General features: G+C 34.5%; 17 protein-coding genes. 16 read left to right on the top strand and 1 reads right to left on the bottom strand.

The features are described from left to right. Positions 1-15: 15 nt before the first annotated feature. The gene (gene pyk / locus GMB29_RS20880) at positions 16-1776 is read left to right on the top strand and encodes a pyruvate kinase (RefSeq protein WP_136352018.1); all 1761 of its coding nucleotides are present in this window, start codon (positions 16-18) and stop codon (positions 1774-1776) included. Positions 1777-2074: 298 nt separating this feature from the next. Beyond that, positions 2075-2461: an FxsA family protein gene (locus tag GMB29_RS20875; RefSeq protein WP_136352017.1), complete on the top strand. Its 387-nt coding sequence runs from the start codon at positions 2075-2077 to the stop codon at positions 2459-2461. 36 nt (positions 2462-2497) lie between these two features. Here GMB29_RS20875 and ytvI read toward each other — a convergent pair whose 3' ends face one another. Further along, positions 2498-3616: a sporulation integral membrane protein YtvI gene (gene ytvI / locus GMB29_RS20870; protein WP_136352016.1), complete on the bottom strand. Its 1119-nt coding sequence runs from the start codon at positions 3614-3616 to the stop codon at positions 2498-2500. A gap of 246 nt (positions 3617-3862) precedes the next feature. Here ytvI and GMB29_RS20865 point away from each other — a divergent pair, with 246 nt between their 5' ends. From GMB29_RS20865 to GMB29_RS20800, 14 genes are all read left to right on the top strand, one after another. Next, on the top strand, positions 3863-4327 hold the full coding sequence (locus GMB29_RS20865) for a DUF441 domain-containing protein (RefSeq protein WP_136352015.1): 465 nt from the start codon (positions 3863-3865) through the stop codon (positions 4325-4327). 524 nt (positions 4328-4851) lie between these two features. After that, entirely contained in the window at positions 4852-5970 is a 1119-nt protein-coding gene (citZ, locus tag GMB29_RS20860) for a citrate synthase (protein ID WP_136352014.1), read from the top strand. Between the two features lie 313 nt (positions 5971-6283). Then, positions 6284-7555 (top strand): NADP-dependent isocitrate dehydrogenase, encoded by a 1272-nt coding sequence (gene icd / locus GMB29_RS20855; protein ID WP_136352013.1) that lies wholly within the window; start codon positions 6284-6286, stop codon positions 7553-7555. A gap of 147 nt (positions 7556-7702) precedes the next feature. Next, positions 7703-8641 (top strand): malate dehydrogenase, encoded by a 939-nt coding sequence (gene mdh, locus GMB29_RS20850; RefSeq protein ID WP_136352012.1) that lies wholly within the window; start codon positions 7703-7705, stop codon positions 8639-8641. A gap of 227 nt (positions 8642-8868) precedes the next feature. Continuing rightward, entirely contained in the window at positions 8869-9345 is a 477-nt protein-coding gene (locus GMB29_RS20845; RefSeq protein ID WP_136352011.1) for a MaoC/PaaZ C-terminal domain-containing protein, read from the top strand. 278 nt (positions 9346-9623) lie between these two features. Further along, entirely contained in the window at positions 9624-10343 is a 720-nt protein-coding gene (locus tag GMB29_RS20840) for a response regulator transcription factor (RefSeq protein WP_136352010.1), read from the top strand. Then, complete coding sequence (pnpS, locus tag GMB29_RS20835; RefSeq protein ID WP_136352009.1) at positions 10336-12108, top strand: two-component system histidine kinase PnpS; 1773 nt, start codon at positions 10336-10338, stop codon at positions 12106-12108. Before GMB29_RS20840 ends, pnpS begins: the two co-directional genes overlap by 8 nt. 282 nt (positions 12109-12390) lie before the next feature. Beyond that, positions 12391-13377, top strand: a complete 987-nt coding sequence (gene hflK, locus GMB29_RS20830; protein WP_136352008.1) for an FtsH protease activity modulator HflK — start codon at positions 12391-12393, stop codon at positions 13375-13377. Beyond that, the gene (gene hflC, locus GMB29_RS20825; RefSeq protein WP_136352007.1) at positions 13367-14296 is read left to right on the top strand and encodes a protease modulator HflC; all 930 of its coding nucleotides are present in this window, start codon (positions 13367-13369) and stop codon (positions 14294-14296) included. The genes hflK and hflC overlap by 11 nt, the downstream gene beginning before the upstream one ends. A 142-nt stretch (positions 14297-14438) precedes the next feature. Further along, positions 14439-17069 carry a DNA polymerase I gene (polA, locus tag GMB29_RS20820; RefSeq protein WP_136352006.1) on the top strand — a complete coding sequence of 877 codons (2631 nt, stop codon included), beginning with the start codon at positions 14439-14441 and terminating at the stop codon, positions 17067-17069. A 114-nt stretch (positions 17070-17183) separates the two neighbouring features. Next, positions 17184-18008: a DNA-formamidopyrimidine glycosylase gene (gene mutM / locus GMB29_RS20815; RefSeq protein ID WP_136352005.1), complete on the top strand. Its 825-nt coding sequence runs from the start codon at positions 17184-17186 to the stop codon at positions 18006-18008. Positions 18009-18288: 280 nt separating this feature from the next. Continuing rightward, on the top strand, positions 18289-18924 hold the full coding sequence (ytaF, locus tag GMB29_RS20810) for a sporulation membrane protein YtaF (RefSeq protein ID WP_136352004.1): 636 nt from the start codon (positions 18289-18291) through the stop codon (positions 18922-18924). 18 nt (positions 18925-18942) lie between these two features. Continuing rightward, positions 18943-19536: a dephospho-CoA kinase gene (gene coaE / locus GMB29_RS20805; RefSeq protein WP_136352003.1), complete on the top strand. Its 594-nt coding sequence runs from the start codon at positions 18943-18945 to the stop codon at positions 19534-19536. Positions 19537-19694: 158 nt separating this feature from the next. Continuing rightward, positions 19695-20714 carry a glyceraldehyde-3-phosphate dehydrogenase gene (locus GMB29_RS20800; RefSeq protein ID WP_136352002.1) on the top strand — a complete coding sequence of 340 codons (1020 nt, stop codon included), beginning with the start codon at positions 19695-19697 and terminating at the stop codon, positions 20712-20714. Positions 20715-20960 lie beyond the last annotated feature (246 nt).

The raw sequence follows: 20960 nt of genomic DNA, 5'->3' as shown, positions 1-20960 counted from the left end.
GTAGGAGGAAACAAAATGCGTAAAACGAAGATTGTATGTACAATTGGACCAGCTAGTGAATCGATTGAAAAATTAACAGCTTTGATGGAAGCAGGAATGAATGTATCGCGTTTAAACTTTTCACATGGTGATTTTGAAGAACATGGTGCGCGAATTAAAAATATTAGAGAAGCATCGGCAAAGCTAAATAAAAATGTTGCAATTCTATTGGATACTAAAGGTCCTGAAATTCGTACAAATACTATGGAAAATGGTGCAATTGAGCTTACGGCTGGAAATGAAATTATTGTTTCTATGACAGAAGTGATTGGTACACTTGAAAAATTCTCTGTAACATATGAAGGATTAATAGATGATGTACATATCGGTTCGACTATTTTGTTAGATGATGGACTGATCGAGCTTGAAGTAATTGGATTAGACCAATCAAACGGTGAAATTAAAACGTTAATTAAAAATAGTGGTACACTGAAAAACAAAAAAGGTGTAAACGTACCAGGTGTAAGTGTTAAACTTCCTGGAATTACAGAAAAAGATGCAAAAGATATTGTGTTTGGTATTGAGCAAGACGTTGATTTCATTGCTGCATCATTTGTACGTCGTGCATCAGATGTATTAGAAATTCGTGAATTACTTGAAGAGCATAATGCTACACACATTCAAATTATTCCTAAAATCGAGAACCAAGAAGGCGTTGATAATATCGATGAGATTCTTGAAGTATCTGATGGTTTAATGGTTGCCCGTGGTGACTTAGGTGTTGAAATTCCTGCTGAAGAAGTACCATTGGTTCAAAAGGAATTAATCCGCAAATGTAATGCATTAGGTAAACCGGTTATTACTGCTACTCAAATGCTAGATAGTATGCAACGTAATCCTAGACCGACACGTGCTGAGGCTAGTGATGTTGCAAATGCTATTTTTGATGGCACAGATGCAATCATGCTATCTGGTGAAACAGCTGCTGGTTTATATCCGGTAGAAGCTGTTAAAACAATGCATAACATTGCTTCTAGAGCTGAACAAGCATTAGATTATAAACAAATTCTTTCAAAACGCAGTGCTCAAGTTGGTACGACTGTTACAGATGCAATTGGTCAATCAACAGCACATACTGCATTAAATTTAGGTGTATCAGCAATTGTAACGCCAACTGAAAGTGGACATACAGCAAGAATGATTTCAAAATATCGTCCTAAAGCTCCTATCGTTGCTGTTACTGTTTCTGATTCAGTATCACGTAAATTAGCCCTTGTTTGGGGAGTTTATACAAGAAACGGAAGTCATTCAACATCTATTGATGAAATGCTTGATAATTCTGTATTAGAAGCAATTAATAGTGGCTTAGTATCACACGGTGACTTAGTTGTAATTACAGCAGGAGTACCAGTTGGAGAAGCAGGAACAACAAACCTAATGAAAGTTCATGTAATTGGTGATGTTCTTACAAAAGGTCAAGGAATTGGCCGCAAGTCGGCATTCGGTAAAGTTGTTGTTGCAAGTACAGCTAAAGACGCTGAGGAAAAAATGATACAAGGTGCTATTCTAGTCGCTCAAAGTACAGACCGTGATATGATGGGTGCACTTGAGAAAGCTTCAGCTCTAATTACAGAAGAGGGCGGTTTAACTAGTCATGCTGCTGTTGTTGGATTAAGCCTTGGCATTCCTGTAATTGTTGGTGTAGAAGATGCAACAACTCTTCTAAAAGACGGTCAAGTTATAACAGTTGATGCTGTTCGCGGTGTCATTTACGATGGCCATGCAAGTGTCCTATAATTGATTAAGCCTTTAGATAATATACAATGGAGAAGGGAGACCTTCTCTTTTTTGTTCATTTAGATCCTGATAATATTCCAAGCAAGAGGTAGAATTCGACACTAGTTCCAAAGTCTAGAATGACAATGTGAATATATTGAGTTAGCTAAATATGTTGGTTTGTAACTTCATTGAGATTTATGTATTTGTTTTAAATGAAGGGTAGGGGAGAAGCATCTTTTGTGTCATAGCACTCTGGCAAACTATTTATGGTTTTAATTTTTTGCACGATGTTGGATTAACTTAAAGGAGTGTTACCATGAGGTTATTATTGTTTTTAATTATTGTCATACCTTCATTAGAAATAGGAGTATTGCTCCTATCTGGAAGGACAATCGGTGTCATTCCGACAGTTCTTTTGATTATATTTACAGGAGTTATTGGAGCTTGGTTAGCTAAAAAACAAGGAATACAGACGATAAAAAATGCACAATATCAAATGCAAAATGGAACTATACCAGGAGAGGCTATTGTAGATGGACTTTGTATATTAATTGGTGGTATATTTTTGTTATCACCTGGGTTTATCACAGATCTTGCAGGGATACTTTTATTAATTCCAGTTAGTCGTAATTTTATTAAGCCGCTTTTCTTAAAAATCATTCGTAAAATGATCGACAAAAATCAATTTACGATTATTCGGTAAAGCTGACTTCATAATAAAGTCAGCTTTCATTAATAATTATTCCTTTCCTTTTCCTATTATGAACTTCCATACATCCTCATACACACCTGCATTATGCAAGGTTCTTAAAACAACTAATGAAACAGGTCCTAAAATAAGGCCTAAAAACCCAATCAACTGATAGCCTATAAAAAGAGAAATGAGTGTGGCGAGCGGATCTAAACCAATGCTTGATGAAAGAATCTTTGGCTCCATTATTTGTCGTTGTACCATTACAATAAGATATAAAATTCCAATACCAATAGCAAGTGGGAGACTGCCGCTAAAAGCTAAATAGATAATCCATGGGACAAATACTAATCCTGTTCCTAAATATGGCAAGATATCTACTAACCCAATTAAAAGTGCAATGGTGATTGCATAATCTACACCAAGAATAAGTAACCCAATCAGTACAATCGTGGTTGTAATTGAAATAAGTGTTGCTTGTGCTTTTAAAAAGCCAATTAATGCTTTTTTTAACTCTTCAAAAATGGTTTTACCACTTTTCCATGCTTTTTGAGGTAAGATTGTTATTATAGCGTTTTTAAATTTATACCAATCTTTGCTAATAAAAAATGTAGCTAATAATGAAAAGATAATGACAGTCGCAGCATTTGGGAGCCAGCTAATCATCACAGGGATCTTCTCTAAAAAGCTTTTTATAAAATTCCCGACACTTGTGGCGACCTGTTCACCAATGTTTTGAATATTGCCTATGATGGATTGCTGTTGATTTGTTTCAAGATTGTTAAATAGATATGCTAATTGATTGTAAAGCGGCATTATTTTATTCATAAAAAAGGTTTCAATGTAGACAGCTAATAGTTCTAAATGACCTGGCACTACTTTTGCTAAATATGTTGTCCCGGAAACAATTTCTGCAACTAAAAGGATAAGAATTCCAACAACTATACAAATTAAGAGTAAGATAGAGAGAATGACAGCAATTCCTCTTGGAACTCTACCCTTATTTTCCAGAAAACGAACGAACGGATTGATCATTAATGCAATGAATACCGCAATTATAAAAGGATATGTTAAAGTTGATAAATAATAAATGGAAATTGCACCTAAAAAGGTAATTCCAACAATTAACAACAATCGTAACATGCTATATACATAGTGCAAACTCAATTTATCTTCCTCCCAAGTTTGACGTCATATAGATAAAGAATGATTACACAAGCTAACGGTTTGTATGTTTCTTTATCACATTTGCTGCAGGTTGCTCGAAGCCGAACAATACACCTGCGCTATTGTTCATATATAGCATGTCTATTGCAAAATTTACTTGTTTATGAAAGAAACTAAAATGAATTTATACTAACTTACTAATTTAGTCTAAGATAAATGAGATTTAGGAGCCGGGGGTCATTCAATATGTTTAGTCAACCAATGTTATTTTTATATATTTTATTAGCGATAGGGGTACTGGCGAAAAACCAATCATTAATTATTGCGGTATCATGTTTAATGATTATTAAATTAATTGGATTGGAATCAAAATTAATGCCAACCATTGGATCTAAAGGAATTAACTGGGGCGTTACAATTATAACGATAGCCGTACTCGTACCAATTGCAACAGGGGATATAGGATTTAAACAACTATTAGAAGCGGTAAAATCAGCATATGCATGGATTGCTTTAGGGGCAGGTATTGCAGTTGCATTAATTGCGAAAAATGGCTTAACATTATTGACTGAAGATCCTCATATCACTACAGCACTTGTATTCGGGACAATTCTTGCTGTCGCATTATTTAACGGAGTTGCGGTTGGTCCCTTAATAGGTGCTGGAATAGCATATATTGCCATGCAAATTGTTAAGCTGTTTAGTTCATAAAACATTTTTCTGTAAGTATATTCAATTACTATCATGTAAATGTACATAATGAAATCATAAAAAAATTTACACTAATATAATAATTTTAATGTATACCCATTTTATGAAAGTAGTAAATAGTGGTTAAACTCTTAAAAATACATTTTTCTAACAAATATTTAATTGATTGATTGTTTTAATTCACAAAAGTGAAAAAATTGTATATAATAGAGTCAGGTTCATTAAAATAGCTTGCATTCTAAATAAGCCACACAGGTATTTAGTTTATTGTGATTTTTCTGTAAATTAAAAATGTAAGCATTTTCTTTTTTCTGCTTGCATGTGAGCAAGCGCTCAATCGTCTAAAAGTAAAAAAGATTTAATTTTATTTGATACCTATAAGAAAAATATATTTTGTGTAGATATCTTTCTTACATATTTAAATATGAGAAATATTGTGATGACAATGTTTTTTCTATTGTTAAATCTTTTAAACTTTTAGGATGAATCTATTGGGGATTAAAAGGTAAAGGAGAGGATTTTTTATGACAGCAACAAGAGGTCTGGAAGGAATCGTAGCAACTACTTCATCTGTAAGTTCCATAATTAATGACACTTTAACTTATGCGGGCTTTAATATTGATGACTTAGCAGAAAATGCTAGCTTTGAAGAAGTGGTATATCTACTATGGCACCGAAAGCTACCGAATAAACAACAACTTACTGAAATTAAGAAACAACTTGCGGATAATGCAAAAATCCCACAGCAAGTCATTGATCACTTCAAAACATATCCTATCAACAATGTGCACCCAATGGCAGCTCTACGTACAGCTGTATCATTACTTGGCTTATTTGATGAAGAAGCAGATGTGATGGAATCAGAAGCAAACTATAGAAAAGCGATCCGCCTTCAAGCACAACTTCCAATTGTAGTATCTACATTTGCGCGTATTCGTAAAGGATTGGAGCCAGTCGAACCAAGAACTGACCTATCTATGGCTGCTAACTTCCTTTATACTCTTACTGGTCAAGAACCAGATGATATAGCAGTTGAAGCGATTAATAAAGCACTAGTATTACATGCTGACCATGAATTAAATGCATCAACATTTACAGCCCGTGTTTGTGTAGCTACACTATCAGACGTTTATTCTGGTGTTACTGCAGCGATTGGTGCCTTAAAAGGTCCTTTACATGGCGGTGCAAATGAAGCAGTTATGAAGATGTTATCTGAAATTGGCGAAGTGAAAAATGCCGAAAGCTATATTTATGAAAAATTAAATAATAAAGAAAAGATTATGGGATTCGGACACCGTGTATATCGCCAAGGAGATCCAAGGGCAAAACACTTAAAGAAAATGTCTGAAAAGCTAACGAAATTAACTGGGGAACCAAAATGGTATGAAATCTCTTTAAAAGTTGAAGAGATCGTAACATCTCAAAAGCCATTACCACCAAACGTTGATTTCTATTCTGCATCTGTTTATCATAGTTTAGGAATTGATCACGACTTATTCACGCCAATTTTTGCGGTAAGCCGTGTATCAGGTTGGCTTGCTCATATTTTAGAGCAATATGAGAACAACCGATTAATCCGTCCTCGTGCAGAATACATCGGACCTGACATGCAGACGTATATACCGTTAGAGCAACGTAACTAATTTCTACATGTACAAATGGCATTTACAAAGTTAGTGTCATCGATTATCATGCAGAGGAACGGAACTATAAGCCTGATGATTCTAGCAAACAATCAGCAGGGATAAAGCATACCCTGCTGATTGAAGTCTCGTTCATGTATTCCTCCCAGTTCATTTGGGAGGATAGTTGTATGAGATCGATATCTTACATTAATTTGGGAAAAATGCATGAAATTGTCTGCAAAATCATTTAAATACTACTATAATGAGTAGTGTAAGAATCTATCTTTTATGAATTTAAAAAAGATCATACATAATCTGGGAGGTAATTTTTTTGACACAAGGTGAAAAAATTCAAGTAACTAATGGAGTATTAAACGTACCAAACAATCCAATTATCCCATTTATTGAAGGGGATGGAATTGGTCCAGATATTTGGGCATCTGCATCCCGTGTTCTAGAAGCAGCTGTTCAAAAAGCTTACAATGGTGAAAAAGAGATCGTTTGGAAAGAAGTATTAGCAGGTGAAAAAGCATTCAACCAAACTGGTGAGTGGTTACCGAATGAAACTCTTGAAGTAATCCGTGAATATTTAATCGCTATTAAAGGACCTTTAACGACACCGATTGGTGGAGGAATTCGTTCTCTAAACGTAGCGCTGCGTCAAGAATTAGATTTATTTACTTGCTTACGTCCAGTACGCTACTTCCAAGGTGTACCTTCACCTGTAAAACGTCCAGAAGATACAGATATGGTTATCTTCCGTGAAAATACTGAAGACATCTATGCGGGAATTGAATATGCTAAAGGTTCTGCAGAAGTTGAAAAGCTAATTAACTTTTTGAAAAATGAATTAGGTGTTAATAAAATCCGTTTCCCAGAAACATCTGGTATTGGTATCAAACCAGTTTCTGAAGAAGGAACAAGCCGTCTTGTAAGAGCTGCGATCAATTATGCGATTGAACATGGCCGTAAGTCTGTAACACTTGTTCACAAAGGTAATATCATGAAATTCACTGAAGGTGCGTTCAAAAACTGGGGTTATGAACTTGCTGAAAAAGAATTCGGTGACAAAGTATTTACTTGGGCACAATATGATCGCCTAGTTGAAAAAGAAGGTAAAGAAGCTGCAAACAAAGCACAAGCAGATGCTGAAGCTGCTGGTAAAATTATAATTAAAGATTCGATTGCAGATATCTTCTTACAACAAATCTTAACTCGTCCACGTGAGTTTGATGTTGTTGCAACAATGAATTTAAATGGAGATTATATTTCAGATGCACTAGCTGCACAGGTAGGTGGTATCGGTATTGCTCCAGGAGCGAACATTAACTATGAAACAGGACATGCTATCTTTGAAGCTACACATGGAACAGCTCCAAAATATGCTGGTCTTGATAAAGTAAATCCATCTTCAGTTATTCTATCTGGTGTGCTAATGCTTGAACATTTAGGCTGGACTGAAGCAGCACAATTAGTCATGAATTCAATCGAAAAAACGATTGCATCAAAAGTTGTAACATATGATTTTGCACGATTAATGGATGGTGCTACAGAAGTAAAATGCTCTGAATTCGGTGATGAGCTTATTAAAAATATGGATTAATCAGAAAACTTTTAAATTTGTCTATTATTTTATGTAAATTGTGTTGAAATGTTGGGACAGTTAGTTTGGTAGCTTCGGTTTAAACTGAAAAAACTTAATTAGCTGTCCCTTAATGATAACCTATACATAATAAGGGGATGTTTTAAAATGGCAATTAAACGTAAAAAGGTTTCTGTTATCGGCAGTGGTTTTACTGGAGCTACTACAGCTTTTCTATTAGCTCAAAAAGAACTTGCAGATGTTGTTTTAGTAGATATTCCTCAAATGGAAAATCCCACTAAAGGTAAAGCTTTAGATATGTTAGAAGCAAGTCCTGTTCAAGGCTTTGATGCAAACATTACAGGAACTTCAAATTATGAAGATACTGCAAATTCAGATATCGTTGTCATTACTGCAGGTATTGCGAGAAAGCCTGGAATGAGTCGTGATGATCTTGTATCAACGAATGCTGGCATTATGAAAAGTGTTACTCAAGAAGTTGTTAAATATTCTCCTGAGTGTACAATCATTGTTTTAACAAATCCAGTTGATGCAATGACATATACTGTTTTCAAAGAGTCTGGTTTCCCTAAACATCGTGTAATTGGGCAATCAGGTGTTCTTGATACAGCTCGTTTCCGTACATTTGTTGCACAAGAACTTAATCTTTCAGTTAAGGATGTTACAGGATTTGTATTAGGTGGACATGGTGATGATATGGTACCACTAGTACGTTATTCTTATGCTGGCGGTATTCCTTTAGAAACGTTAATTCCAAAAGACCGTTTAGATGCTATTGTTGAAAGAACACGTAAAGGTGGCGGAGAAATCGTTAACTTACTTGGAAACGGAAGTGCATATTATGCACCAGCAGCTTCTTTAGTAGAAATGACTGAAGCCATCTTAAAGGATCAACGTCGTGTGCTCCCAACGATCGTTTATTTAGAAGGTGAATATGGATTTAGCGGAATTTATTTAGGAGTTCCAACTGTTATCGGAGGAAATGGATTAGAGCGTATTATTGAGCTTGAATTAACAGAAGACGAAAAAGTAGCACTGCAAAAATCTGCTGATTCTGTTAAAAATGTCATGAAAGTATTATCTTAAGAATTGGTATGGACGAAATTAATAGTGTAAAATGAAAAGAAAGTTGAGGGGAATCCTCAATTTTCTTTTTTATCCTATTTATCAATTCGATAAATTATATCTTTATTAGGTATATAGAATTAAAGCTTATACATATATTCTTCTTAATTGACCGAGGCTAATTAAGACGCTTGCAGCTTTTCATTATTTAAGAAGTGTTCTTCAAATGAATAAAGGTGGTGCCAATGATGCTACTTGGTAAAAAGCGAAAACTTGGTAGAAATATTGAAGAAATGACAATTGGAGAAAAACTAACTTTAACAGAAAAAATAGAGGACAAGGATCTCTTGCTCTATCTTGGCTTAACAAATGACGCTAATCCACTTTACATTCAACATGATTATGCATCGCAAACTCCATACGAAAAGCCACTGGTTCCAAGCTTAATGCTCACTGGAATAATTACTTCTGCTGTTTCAAAATATTTACCTGGTCCTGGAAGTCACATTGTGAAACAAGACCTAACATTCCTTAAGCCGCTATATCATTATAGTATCGTCCAATTCCTATTTGAAGTTAGTGAAATATTTATCTCAGAAAATAAAATTATGATTGATGTTCATGCAGTAAATGCAAATGAAGAAGTCATTTTAGAAGGTAAAATCACAGTATGTCCGCCCTGTAAATTATCACCAATCGAAGGCAATGCATTAGAAAATTTTTAATGAACGTATAGCACTTTTAAATGGAAGAACTAATGAAAACTGACTCAAAATGAGCCAGTTTTTTTATTTACTAAGTTGTATGGTATTTTAAATAATAGATTTCTATCATTTGTTAGAGGTTGCTGCTAAGTTTTTCGATGAAAAGGTTGCCGCATATCTTAAATATTCGTTAGAATAGGATATAATATGATGGGAGTAGTGAGAAATTTACTCCTATTTATAGAAATGATAGAGAGATTGGTTCAATTGAGGGGAAATACAATCCTTGGAGGCATTATATGAGTAAGAAGATTTTAGTAGTAGATGACGAGCAATCGATTTCAACGCTGCTTCAGTATAACTTAGAACAAGCAGGTTTTAAAGTTATAACAGCTTTGGATGGTGAAGAAGGACTTCGCATTTGTATTCAGGAAGAACCAGATTTACTTGTGTTGGATCTAATGTTACCAAAAATGGATGGTATTGAGGTATGTAAACAGCTCCGCCAAAGAAAGATAATGGTTCCAATCTTAATGCTAACAGCTAAAGATGATGAATTTGACAAAGTGTTAGGTCTTGAACTTGGTGCCGATGATTATATGACAAAGCCATTTAGTCCTAGAGAGGTAGTTGCTAGGATTAAAGCGATTTTAAGGAGATCACAGTCACATGTTGAAGCTGATGTTAAAGAGACGGAAGAATCAGAACAGGTGATGATTGGTGATTTGAAAGTACTTCCTGAACATTACGAAGCGTATTATGGCAAGGAACGTTTAGATTTGACTCCAAAAGAATTTGAATTACTTGTTTATTTATCTAAACATAAAGGACGAGTCCTTACTCGTGACCAACTTTTGAGTGCTGTTTGGAATTATGACTTTGCAGGAGATACAAGAATAGTCGATGTTCATATTAGTCATTTGCGTGAAAAAATTGAACGAAATACAAAAAAACCGCTTTATATTAAAACAATTAGAGGATTAGGTTATAAGCTTGAGGAGCCAAAGATGAATGAATAGATTTCGTTCAAGATTACTTTTTGCTTTTATAACCTTACTAATAGCAGTCCTTGTAGGTTTAGGGTTACTACTTGGGCAAATTTTTAATAGCTATTACATAGATGCCTTTGCGGAAATTATGGAAAAGGAAGCAAAATTGGCGAAATCGTTCTTTGTAGACAAAAGGTTCAACACTTCAGAAGAATCAAGTCTTGTCTTCGATATAAGTAATGCATATCAGTCACATATTACGATTTTAGATGAAAATGATAAGATTATTCATGATTCTGGTAAATTGGAAGACAAGAGTCATAATCATACACATATGTATGAAAACGTCCTTCCGATAATGAAGAACAAAGAAGAAGGTCATTTTTATCCAGATCAAAAAGATAAACTAGCTTATTTTGGGCTTCCAATCATGGAAGGTGAAACTTATAAAGGTCTTATTTTAATTAATACATCAATTGCTGAATTGGATAAGGCTAATCTGCAAATGTGGGGTATACTCATCATTTGTTTAGGATTAGCATTTATTATTATCTTATTATTGGGTATTAGAATTATCGCTCAATATACGCGTCCAATTGAATCTGCTACTAAAGTAGCAATGGAACTTGCAAAGGGAAATTATAAAGCACGAACATATGAAGATCATTTGGATGAAACTGGTATGTTAAGTCAATCAATAAATATTCTTGCAAGGAATTTACAGGATATGACTAGGGCTCAGGAAATGCAGCAGGATCGACTTCAAACATTAATTGAAAATATGGGAAGCGGTTTGATTTTAATTGATGGAAGAGGATACATCAATTTAGTTAATCGGGCATATAAAGAGCTTTTTAAGGTTGATTCAGCGAAATTTCTTTATCAATTGTATTATGATGCATTTATGCATAAAGAGATAATCGACATTGTTGAAGAAATTTTTATGACAGAGGTAAAGGTTAGGAAACAGCTTCATATTCCTGTGAAAATAGAACGTAGACATTTTGAAGTATATGGTGCTCCCATTATTGGTACAAATGATGAATGGAAAGGTATTGTTCTTGTTTTTCACGATATTACTGAATTGAAAAAGCTAGAGCAAGTCAGAAAAGATTTTGTAGCAAATGTATCACATGAGTTAAAAACTCCTATTACTTCGATAAAGGGATTTAGTGAAACTCTCTTAGATGGTGCTCTTAGTGATAGACAAACGGCAGAATATTTTTTAACGATTATTCTAAAGGAAAGTGATCGATTACAATCGCTTATTCAAGATCTATTAGATTTATCGAAAATTGAACAACAAGGGTATCAATTATCGATCCAATCATGTGATGTAAAAGAACTATTAGAAGATATAAATATAATCCTTCAAAGTAAATCAAAAGAAAAAGAAGTGGAATTAAGGATTTCTCTTCCTGAAGGCTTGGTATTTATTGAAGGAGATTTTTATCGACTCAAGCAAATTTTTATTAATTTAATTAATAATGCTTTAACTTATACTCCAAAGGGTGGATTTGTACAAGTTAAAGTAGAAAAACACAAAGAACAAGTGCATGTCATTGTGTCTGATACAGGTATTGGCATGAAGAAAGAAGAAATTCCGAGAATATTTGAACGTTTTTATCGAGTCGACCGTGCAAGAAGTCGAAACTCTGGTGGAACAGGCTTAGGATTGGCGATCGTAAAACACTTAGTTGAAGCCCATAAGGGGCAAATAAGTGTATCTAGTGAGATTGGTAAAGGGACGACCTTTGTTGTGAAATTAAATAAAAAATATCATGAGGGTTATTGATCATTCATAATTGTAAAAGTTGGTTATTTCGACACAATTTACAATTAATTTACACCAAGTTTATTATTTCTTAATATAGCGTTGCTATAATACGAAGTGAAAACCCCTTCATCCAAGGAGCCAATCTTTAGGACGAGAGCGTAAAGCTCTCGTCCCTTTTTTGTTTTGTTTGAAAAATAAAACAATTTGAAACCTTCTTGTAACATAATCGTATTTTAGTTAGATAAAAAATTGAATGTCTACATATTAGTATGTAGAGTTCAAATAAAGGTAGGGGATTACATGTTAAGCATGAAAAGAGTCTTTAGCATCGTCGGTTTTGGATTATTAATTATTGTGTTAGCTATTGTTACATTTACTTCATGGTATACCGTTGATGAGTCTGAGCAAGCAGTCATGATTACACTTGGTGAGGTAGAAGAAGGTGTAAGTGAACCAGGACTACATTTTAAATATCCATGGCCAATTCAATCCGTTGAAGTACTCTCGAAGGAAACATTCAGTCTGCAGTTTGGATATGAGGAATCCGATAATGGTGAAGTGAAGGATTTCCCTAAAGAAACGAAAATGATTACAGGTGATGAGAATATCGTCTTAGCTGATATGGTTGTACAATGGAAAATTACAGAACCTGGTAAATATTTATTTAATGCAGAAAATCCAGAAGAAATGTTAAAAGATGCTACATCAGCTAGTTTGCGAAGTATCATAGGCAGCTCAACAATTGATGACGCTTTAACATCTGGAAAAGTGGAGATTGAAAAGCAGGTACAAGAACTTTTATCTACACTAGTAGGTGAATATGATATTGGAATCACCATTTTAGCAGTTAAATTACAAGATGTAGATCTTCCAAATGAAGAAGTTAGAAAGGCGTTTACAAATGTGACCGATGCACGTGAAACAATGAACACAAGAACGAATGAAGCAAATAAATATCGAAACAAACGGACAGAGGAAGCTCAGGGGGAGAAGGACGCAATTATTTCTGCTGCTGAAGGTGATAAAGCAGCACGCATGGAGGAAGCACGAGGTGATGTAGCCCAATTCAACGCCATTTATGATGAGTACAAAAATGCAAAAGAGATTACGCAAAAACGTTTAGTACTTGAAACGATTGATCAAGTTTTACCAAATGCCGAGATTTATATTATGGAGGACAACGGAAATACGATGAAGTATTTACCGATTAAGGATGCCACTACATCAAAACCTGTAGCACCAGCTGAAGAAGACGGAAGCGAAGGGAGTGAAACAAATGGGCAATGAAAATGTAGTGAATATGGAGAAAAAGAGGCCACCCTTTTCATTTAAAGGATATTTACGTGGAGGAATTGTCCTTTTTATTATCATTTTATTATTTATACTTATTCTCACAAATCTGTTTATTGTAAAGGAAAATGAGTACAAAGTCGTTCGTCAATTCGGTGAAGTAGTTAGAATTATCGAAGAACCTGGTTTGAATTATAAAATTCCATTTATTCAATCTATAACGACACTGCCAAAATATCAAATGACCTATAATGTTCAAGAGGCAGAGATTAATACAAAAGATAAAAAGCGATTAATTATTGACAATTATACAGTATGGAAAATTGAAGATCCGAAAAAGATGATTTCGAATGCACGTACGATTGTTAATGCAGAAACGAAGATGGCGGAATTTGTTTTTTCAACTGTTCGTTCAGAACTAGGCCAATTAAACTACGATGAAATTATTAATGACGAAAAATCCTCTCGAGGAAGTTTGAATGACAAGGTCACTGATAAAGTAAATGAATTATTAGTAAAAGATAACTATGGAATAGTTGTAACAGATGTACGGATGAAACGGACTGATTTACCATCAGAAAACGAACAATCTGTTTTTACAAGAATGATTTCGGAACGGGAATCAACTGCGCAAGGGTATTTATCGAAAGGGGATGCAGAGAAAAATCGAATTATAGCTGATACAGACAGAGAAGTGAAAGAGATGTTAGCAAAAGCTGAAGCTGACGCAGAGGTTATTCGAAGTGAAGGTGAGAAGGAAGCTGCTAAAATCTACAATACAGCCTATTCTAAGGATCCTGATTTTTATGAAATGTATCGAACTTTACAATCATATAAACAAACAATAAACAAAGAAACAGTTATTATTATTCCGTTTGATTCACCATATGCTAGTTTACTAAAGGGTACTCAATAACTTTACTGTTTCAAAACAAAAGAACCGCAGTTTTCCTTTCTATTTGCAGTCATGTTAGAATAGAAGGAGAATTGCGGTTTTTTATTTAGACAAAAGTGGTTGAATTTCGGCTAAGTCTAACCATTTTGAGGAGGAAGAAGTAGTGACAAAGAAAATAGTCTTAATAGATGGAAATAGTATTGCTTATCGGGCATTTTTCGCTCTTCCATTATTAAATAATGATAAAGGTATACATACGAATGCGATTTATGGTTTTACGATGATTTTAATGAAAATATTGGAAGATGAAAAGCCATCACATATGCTTGTAGCATTTGATGCAGGAAAAACGACATTTAGACATGAAACATTCCAAGAATATAAAGGGGGACGCCAAAAAACTCCACCTGAATTATCAGAGCAATTTCCATTTATTCGAGAACTGCTTGATGCTTATCAAGTATCACGTTATGAGCTTGAAAATTATGAAGCAGATGATATTATCGGGACCCTTTCTAAGCAAGCTGAAAAAGACGGCTATGAAGTCAAAGTCATTTCAGGAGATAAGGATTTAACACAATTAGTCACAGAAAATATAACAGTAGATATCACGAAAAAAGGAATTACGGATGTTGATTCTTATACTCCGGACTTTGTTAATGAAAAATATGGCTTAACACCAGGTCAAATTATAGATATGAAGGGGCTGATGGGGGATACTTCAGATAATATTCCTGGAGTTCCTGGAGTCGGAGAGAAAACGGCGATAAAACTATTAAAAGAGTTTACGACATTAGAAAATGTACTTAATTCAGTAGATAAGGTAAGTGGAAAGAAGCTGAAAGAAAAGCTTGAAGAACATCATGAACAAGCCATAATGAGTAAAAAATTAGCAACAATTGATTGTGAAGCCCCAATTTCAATTTCCTTAGATGATATTCATTACAATGGTTTTGATGTTAAAAAGGTTACAGGCATTTTTAAAGAACTCGGTTTTAATTCATTATTAGAAAAGCTGGGAGAAGAGGTCGTGGTAGAAGAAGAGGTAATACCTGACCTTCCATTTGAAAAAGTTACAGAATTTACCAATGTTGTGTTAACAGATGAAGCAGTCATTTATGCAGAGGTATTGGATGAAAGTTATCATAAAGCAGATATACTCGGTTTCTCCATACAAAATGAAAATGGTCTTTTTTATATTCCGGTTGATACTGCATTGTCATCTGAGTCGTTTAAAAAGTGGGCTGAAGACGAGACAAAACAAAAGATTGTCTATGACGGAAAGAAAACAAGCGTTGCCCTTCACTGGAAAGGTATTGCTTTAAAAGGAATAAGTTTTGATGTATTAATTGCGGCTTACCTATTAAATCCTTCTGAAACCTTTGATGATGTTGCGAGTGTTGCGAAAACAAATGGTTTATCAATAGTTCAGTCAGACGAATTAGTTTACGGTAAGGGAGCAAAGCGTTCTATTCCTAATGAAGAAATACTAAGTGAACATCTTATCAGAAAAGGGCAAGCTATCTACTCTTTAAAAGATAAGTTGGAGATGCAGCTGGAACAAAATGATCAATCATCATTATTTTACGATTTAGAGCTGCCCCTTTCTGTTATCTTAGCTGAAATGGAAGCTACAGGTGTTCGAGTCGATAGTAAACGATTAAAAGATATGGGTGATGATTTAGCCGAGCAATTAACGTCACTTGAAAAGAATATTCATGAACATGCAGGTGAAACATTTAATATAAATTCTCCAAAACAGCTTGGGGTTATATTGTTTGATAAATTACAATTACCAGTTATTAAAAAAACAAAAACAGGCTACTCAACATCAGCTGACGTGCTTGAAAAACTTGAAGATAAACATGAAATTGTACGAGAGATTCTTCATTACCGTCAGCTTGGAAAACTAAAATCTACCTATATCGATGGGTTATTAAAGGTAGTTCATGAAGATACCAAGAAAATTCATACCCGCTTTAATCAAGTGTTAACGACAACAGGTAGACTAAGCTCAATTGATCCTAATCTGCAAAATATCCCTATTAGACTTGAGGAAGGTAGAAAAATTCGCCAAGCGTTTGTTCCTTCAGAGAAGGATTGGGTGATATTTGCAGCTGACTACTCTCAAATTGAACTAAGAGTTTTAGCACATATTGCAAATGATAAAAATTTAGTCGAAGCATTTCGAAATGATCTAGATATTCATACGAAAACCGCAATGGATGTTTTTCATGTGGAAAAAGAAGATGTTACTTCAAATATGAGAAGACAGGCCAAAGCCGTTAATTTTGGAATTGTTTATGGAATTAGTGATTATGGGCTTTCTCAAAGTCTAGGGATTACACGGAAGGAAGCAGGAGAATTTATTAAACGTTATTTGGAGACATTTGTCGGTGTACAAGATTATATGGAAGACATCGTAGCCGATGTGAGAGAAAAGGGCTATGTAAAAACACTTCTCCATAGAAGAAGATATATTCCTGAAATCACAAGCAGTAATTTTAACATACGGAGCTTTGCAGAAAGAACAGCTATGAATACACCTATTCAAGGTAGTGCAGCAGATATCATTAAAAAGGCAATGATTGATATGGCAGCACGACTAAAAAAAGAAAAGGTACAAGCAAAATTATTATTACAAGTACATGATGAACTAATCTTTGAAGCTCCTAAAGAAGAAATTGCTATCTTAGAAAAAATAGTCCCTGAAGTTATGGAAAATGCAGTTGAGCTAAACGTACCATTAAAGGTGGATTACTCTTATGGTGACTCTTGGTATGATGCGAAATAATAAAGAGGTAGTGCTTGAACATCTTACCATTATGGCAAATCATATAATGGTGCAGATTGATATGAAAACAAAATATATACTTAAAGATGGAATACGCAATAAGGAAGTGAAGGTATGCCAGAACTCCCAGAAGTCGAAACAGTACGTCGGACACTGCATGGGCTAGTTATTGGAAAAAAGATTCAAAAAGTGACGATTCATTGGCCTAAAATTATAAAAAAGCCAATTGAAATAGAACAATTTAAAGATGCACTCTTTGGACAAACAATCCATGATGTACACCGTCGAGGAAAGTTTTTAAAGTTTATTCTTGATGACTATGTTTTAGTCTCCCATTTACGAATGGAGGGACGATACGGATTGTTTCAGCCTGAAGAAGAGTATGACCATCATACACATGTTATTTTTTCCTTTACGGACGGTTCAGAATTACGTTATCGAGATGTTCGTAAGTTCGGCACCATGCATTTATTTAGTAAAGGGGAAGAAGAAAATGAGCTTCCTCTTTTACAGCTTGGGCCAGAACCATTTTGTGAACAATTTACAGCAAAGTATTTACGCGAGCGTCTAAATAAAACGACACGAAAAATAAAAACAGCATTATTAGATCAAAGTGTTGTCGTTGGACTAGGTAATATATATGTAGATGAAGCATTATTTCGTTCTGGCATAAACCCAGAGCGAATAGCTAGTGAGTTAACAGCGGGCGAATATAAAAGATTGCACAAGGAGATTATTTCTACTCTTCAGGAAGCAGTGGAAAAAGGGGGTAGCACTGTTCGATCATATGTTAATACACAAGGTGAAATTGGTATGTTTCAACTACAATTATTTGTTTACGGTAGAACAGATGAACCTTGTAAAAAATGTGGCACGATCCTAACAAGGACTGTTGTTGGCGGCAGAGGCACTCATTATTGTGAAAAATGTCAGAAATAACAAGGGAATGTGCTAGTATTTTGTTTATCGAGGACAGGTATAGACTTCATGCATATGGGATTTTTTACCTTTATTTCATATGCTGAGTTTATCTACATAAATGGAACTTGACTAAATAAAAACAATGAATAGAATATTTCCTTTCTTTCCTTTAAAAAAGGCAAAAGACACTTCATGTGTTTTTTGCCTTTTTTATTGTAAACCTTACTTTAGCTTTTCACATTGCATAGGCGTTTATCATACACTATGTTAGCATTTAGAAGGAAGGGGCTAGGCTCTTATGTTTCAATATGCATCACTTTTATTATTAGCATTCGCAGTAAGCTTAGATAGCTTTTCGGTAGGATTTACGTATGGTATGAGAAAGATGAGAATTCCATTTAAATCTATTTTTATTATTGCTTGTTGTTCGGCCGTAACTTTGTTAGTAGCTATGCTTGTTGGTGATCTAATGGCAAGGGTTTTTCCTATTTATGTGACTGATAAGCTTGGAGGATTTATCCTTGTTTTAATTGGAGCGTGGGTTTTGTATCAATTTTTTAGACCTTCAAAGGAATCTTCTGATGAAGAAACAGAAAAAACATTGATTAATTTTGAAATAAAGACTCTTGGCATTGTCATCAATATTCTGAGGAAACCAATGACAGCGGATATCGATAAATCGGGTACAATTACAGGAGTAGAGGCATTTTTGCTAGGAGTTGCGCTATCTTTAGATGCCTTTGGTGCAGGAATAGGTGCAGCTTTATTAGGTTATTCTCCTTTGGAAATGAGTATTTTAGTGGCGTGTATGAGTTCCTTATTTGTTTCAATCGGGATCAAATCTGGTTATCTTTTTTCAAAATTTGACTGGATGGACAAATTTTCTTGCCTGCCAGGGATCATTCTAATTATGATAGGATTATGGAAATTATGATCAATGGAGGCAAAAACAGTGACAGTCGTAATTGGGTTAACAGGTGGAATTGCAAGTGGTAAAAGCACAGTCTCCAATATGTTTCGGAATCAAGGAATTCGAATTATTGATGCTGACAAAATTTCTAGAGATGTCGTTGAAATTGGAGAACCTGCATATCAACAAATTGTTAAAACATTTGGTCAAGACATTTTACTCGATGATCAAACAATCAATCGTGAGAAGCTGGGGGCAATTATCTTTTCTAATGATAAAAACCGTCAACAATTAAATGAAATCGTCCATCCAGCTGTACGTAAAGAAATGTTAAAGCAAAAACAAGAAGAAAAAGAGAAAAACGCAAAACAAGTAGTGTTAGACATTCCATTGTTATTTGAAAGCAAATTAACACATATGGTTGATGTAACAGTACTTGTGTATGTCGATGAACAGACACAGTTAAAGAGATTAATGAACCGTAATGGCTATAGTAAAGAAGAGGCCATGATGAGAATACAGTCACAGCTGCCTTTAAAGGAAAAGGTAAAGCTTGCTGATGTTATTATTAATAATAACGGTTCAATCGAAGATACCGAAGCGCAAGTAATTGAATTTTTGAATGGATTAAAATGAAAGGAGACTTATTTAGTCTCCTTTTTTGTGCATTCTATTAAATATCGTGTAAAATTTCAAAAAAAGTAATAATAATTATCCCTTTTTTAAATATATATGTTATACTATATTTATTAAATCAACAATTAGTATAACACATATATGAGAGGGGTAATATGATGAGAGCCAATATTGCAATAAATGGTTTTGGTCGTATTGGGAGAATGGTATTCCGAAATGCAATCACAGAAAATATGAATATTAAGGTGATAAACGCAAGTTATCCGGCGGAAACGTTGGCACACTTAATAAAATACGATACCAATCATGGTAAGTTTAATGGGGAAGTAATAGCATGTGATGATCATTTAATTGTAAACGGAAACAATGTGTTACTTATCAATGAACGTGACCCGCAAATGCTGCCTTGGAAAGACTTAGATATTGATATTGTTATTGAAGCTACGGGTAAATTTAATAGTAAAGATCAAGCAATGAAACATGTTGTTGCAGGTGCAAAAAAGGTCATTTTAACAGCACCTGGTAAAAATGAGGATGTAACGATTGTTATGGGAGTAAATGATCATGACTACGACCATGAGAAGCATACAATAATTTCAAATGCCTCATGTACAACAAACTGTTTAGCACCAGTTGTAAAAGTTCTTGATGATGCTTTTACCATTAAAAATGGATTAATGACAACAGTTCATGCTTATACAAATGATCAAAACAATATCGATAACCCACATAAGGATTTGAGACGAGCTAGAGCATGTGCACAGTCGATTATACCTACAACAACTGGCGCAGCAAAGGCATTGACGCTGGTATTGCCACATCTAAAAGGAAAGCTTCACGGTATGGCGTTACGGGTACCAACACCAAATGTATCGTTGGTGGATTTAGTTGTTGATGTAGAAAAGAGTGTCACAGTTGATGATATTAATCGTGCCTTTACTGAAGCTTCAAGCAGCAGTCTAAAAGGAATTTTAGATTTTACAACTGAACCGCTGGTATCCATTGATTTTAATACGAATCCAAATTCTGCAGTTATTGATGGATTATCAACAATGGTGATGGAAGAACATAAGATTAAAGTGTTAGCATGGTATGACAATGAATGGGCTTATTCATGCAGGGTAACAGATTTAACAAAATTAGTTGCTCATAAGATGAACAATTTATTAGAAGTTTAATTTGCTTAGGTTTGGAAATGATAAAACGTGTAATACCATCATGTTCATTAACTACCCTTTAACTATTAACAAACTTTTTAAAAAAGTTTGTTGCAAAACATATACAAACAAAGTATACTATTTTTCGTGAACTTCTTATATAAGCAAAGGTGTTACGGCTACTTAAAGGGTTAGGACCTCTCTGGACTAACTTTCCCCCGTGGTAGTTAGACATATACCATTAAGCGAAGAATTCATGTTAAAAAA

The organism is Metabacillus sediminilitoris, assembly GCF_009720625.1.
Classification (GTDB): Bacteria; Bacillota; Bacilli; order Bacillales; family Bacillaceae; genus Metabacillus; species Metabacillus sediminilitoris.
This window is presented reverse-complemented; position numbering and strand designations above follow the sequence as displayed.

Bases quoted from the DNA above. Each gene is read 5' to 3' on its own strand.
- pyk (WP_136352018.1), top strand. From the start codon at position 16: ATGCGTAAAACGAAGATTGTATGTACAATTGGACCAGCTAGTGAATCG.
- GMB29_RS20875 (WP_136352017.1), top strand. From the start codon at position 2,075: ATGAGGTTATTATTGTTTTTAATTATTGTCATACCTTCATTAGAAATA.
- GMB29_RS20865 (WP_136352015.1), top strand. From the start codon at position 3,863: ATGTTTAGTCAACCAATGTTATTTTTATATATTTTATTAGCGATAGGG.
- citZ (WP_136352014.1), top strand. From the start codon at position 4,852: ATGACAGCAACAAGAGGTCTGGAAGGAATCGTAGCAACTACTTCATCT.
- mdh (WP_136352012.1), top strand. From the start codon at position 7,703: ATGGCAATTAAACGTAAAAAGGTTTCTGTTATCGGCAGTGGTTTTACT.
- GMB29_RS20845 (WP_136352011.1), top strand. From the start codon at position 8,869: ATGCTACTTGGTAAAAAGCGAAAACTTGGTAGAAATATTGAAGAAATG.
- GMB29_RS20840 (WP_136352010.1), top strand. From the start codon at position 9,624: ATGAGTAAGAAGATTTTAGTAGTAGATGACGAGCAATCGATTTCAACG.
- pnpS (WP_136352009.1), top strand. From the start codon at position 10,336: ATGAATAGATTTCGTTCAAGATTACTTTTTGCTTTTATAACCTTACTA.
- hflK (WP_136352008.1), top strand. From the start codon at position 12,391: ATGTTAAGCATGAAAAGAGTCTTTAGCATCGTCGGTTTTGGATTATTA.
- hflC (WP_136352007.1), top strand. From the start codon at position 13,367: ATGGGCAATGAAAATGTAGTGAATATGGAGAAAAAGAGGCCACCCTTT.
- mutM (WP_136352005.1), top strand. From the start codon at position 17,184: ATGCCAGAACTCCCAGAAGTCGAAACAGTACGTCGGACACTGCATGGG.
- ytaF (WP_136352004.1), top strand. From the start codon at position 18,289: ATGTTTCAATATGCATCACTTTTATTATTAGCATTCGCAGTAAGCTTA.
- GMB29_RS20800 (WP_136352002.1), top strand. From the start codon at position 19,695: ATGAGAGCCAATATTGCAATAAATGGTTTTGGTCGTATTGGGAGAATG.